1 protein-coding gene is annotated in these 2,290 nt (G+C 54.2%); it reads left to right on the forward strand.

The features are described from left to right. Nucleotides 1-16 precede the first annotated feature (16 nt). Nucleotides 17-2,107: a M3 family metallopeptidase gene (locus GX135_07175; GenBank protein ID NLN85865.1), complete on the forward strand. Its 2,091-nt coding sequence runs from the start codon at nt 17-19 to the stop codon at nt 2,105-2,107. Nucleotides 2,108-2,290: the final 183 nt, after the last annotated feature.

Here is a 2,290-nt window from a genome sequence, read left to right on the forward strand (position 1 = left end):
ATTATAAGGAACAATCATGACAATATCCTCAAACCCCCTTTTAAGGACGAAAAACGAGCATCGTTTGAAGGCCATACCCTTCCACGAGATTAAAACCGAACACTTTATGCCCGCCATCGAGGAGGCTTTAAAAACAGCCCAAGCCGAAATCGAAGCCCTGAAATCCAACCCCGCCGAGCCGGATTTTGAGAACAGCGTTTTGGCGCTGGAACTGGATGGCGAACAGCTAAACTATGTGGCGGGAATCTATTTCAACCTGCTTTCCGCGGAATCAGACGCCGAATTCAAGGCTTTGGCGCCGGAGATTTCCTCCCGCCTCGCCCAGTTCAGCAGCAGCATTTCCACCGACCCGGTGATTTTTGAACGCATCAAAAAGGTCTGGGAAAAAGAGGTGGAAGGCAAGCCGAAACCGCAAATCCCCGCCGATTTCACCGACCGCGAAGCCCTGAAAAAAGCCGAGCGCTTCCGCCTCATCGACCGCACCTACAACGGTTTCATCCGTGGCGGCGCGCTTTTGAGCGATGAAAACAAAAAACGGCTCACCGAAATCGCCATGGAATCCTCCAAACTTTCCCCCAAATTCAGCGACAACGTTTTGGGCGCCACCAACGCCTGGGAACTGCATGTCACAGACCCTGCCGACGTGGAGGGAATGCCTCCCAGCGTTTTGGCTGGAGCTGCCCACCTGGCAAAAAGCAAGGGTAAAAACGAAGGCTGGCTTTTCAACCTCCAGCCCGCCAGCATGATTCCGCTTTTAACCTATTGCAAAAACAGGGATTTGCGCCGCCAAGCCCAAACCGCGTACGGCTCTCGCGCCTTCCGTGATGAATTCGACAACCAGGAAATCATCAAAAGAACCCTGGAACTGCGCAGGGAACGTGCCGCGCTTTTGGGCTATGAAACCCACGCGGACTACGTTTTGGCAGACCGCATGGCGGAATCGCTGGATACCGCGCGCGATTTTTTGGAAAAGATTTACGACGTGGCATATCCCGCCGCGAAAAAGGAATTTGAGGAAGTGGTGGCGTTTGCCCGGGAAACGGATGGAATCGAGGATTTCCAGCCCTGGGATATGAGCTACTATTCAAATAAACTGAAAGAAAAACTCTACGCCTACGACCCCGAGGAACTGAAACCCTGGTTCAAGATGGAAAACGTTTTGGAAGGGCTTTTTACAGTGGCAAACCGCATCTATGGCATCCAGGTGAAGGCTGTGGACGACGTTCCAGTCTGGCATCCGGATGTGAAAACCTGGGAAGTTTTCGATGCCGATGGCAAGGAACTGGGTTTGATGTATATGGACCTTTTCCCGCGCGAAACCAAACGCGGCGGAGCCTGGAAAACCTCGTTCCAGGATCAGGGACTGCATGCAGACGGCATGCGCAGACCTCAGGTGGCAATCGTGGCTTCGCTCACACCTTCCACCCAGGACCAGCCTTCGCTGCTGCGCCTGGATGAGGTTCGCACCATTTTCCACGAATTCGGACACGCCCTGCACAGCCTGCTTGCGGATGGATATTACAAGGGACTTTCCGGAACCAGCGTGCTGTGGGATTTCGTGGAACTTCCCAGCCAAATCATGGAAAACTGGGTGATGGAAGAAGAGGCGTTGAACCTCTTTGCCCGCCACTATGAAACCGGGGAACCGCTGCCCAAAGAACTGTTGGACAAGGTGATAGCCGCCAAAAACTTCCAAGCCGGACTGGCAAACCTGAACCAATTGCGCTACGGGATGTTGGATTTTGCCTGGCACAGCACGCCTCCGCAGGAAATTGGGGACGTGGATGAATTTGAAACCAAAGCCATCCAACGCTTCCAAATCCTGCCTGCCGTCCCCGGAGCAAACTTTTCCTGCGCCTTTGCCCATATTTTCGCGGGAGGTTATTCCGCCGGATACTATTCCTACAAATGGGCGGAAGCGCTGGAAGCCGATGCCTGGAGCCTCTTTGAGGAAAAAGGCATCTTCAACCCCGAAGTGAGCGACGCCTTCCGCAAATTCATCCTGGCGCGCGGAAACGCCTTCCACCCCATGGACCTCTTTGTGGCTTTCAGAGGACGTAAGCCCGACCCGGACGCGCTCCTGCGCAGGGATGGCTTAATCGCCTGAATCCACTCTGTATAACGATGACGCCGGTCCTTGGGCCGGCGTTTTTTGTGGGCATAGTATTTACCTGCTCCCTAACCTCCTGCCTGCCTTCCACTTGCAAGGCCTACCCTGCACTCTTGACTCCGACTCATGTGTGACTTGACATCCACTCGTGGTGTTCCCGATGCCGCTTCGGGGGCATCA

The sequence above is a fragment of the Candidatus Cloacimonadota bacterium genome (assembly GCA_012522635.1).
In the GTDB taxonomy this organism is placed as follows: Bacteria; Cloacimonadota; Cloacimonadia; order Cloacimonadales; family Cloacimonadaceae; genus Syntrophosphaera.

Bases quoted from the DNA above. Each gene is read 5' to 3' on its own strand.
- GX135_07175 (NLN85865.1), top strand. From the start codon at position 17: ATGACAATATCCTCAAACCCCCTTTTAAGGACGAAAAACGAGCATCGT.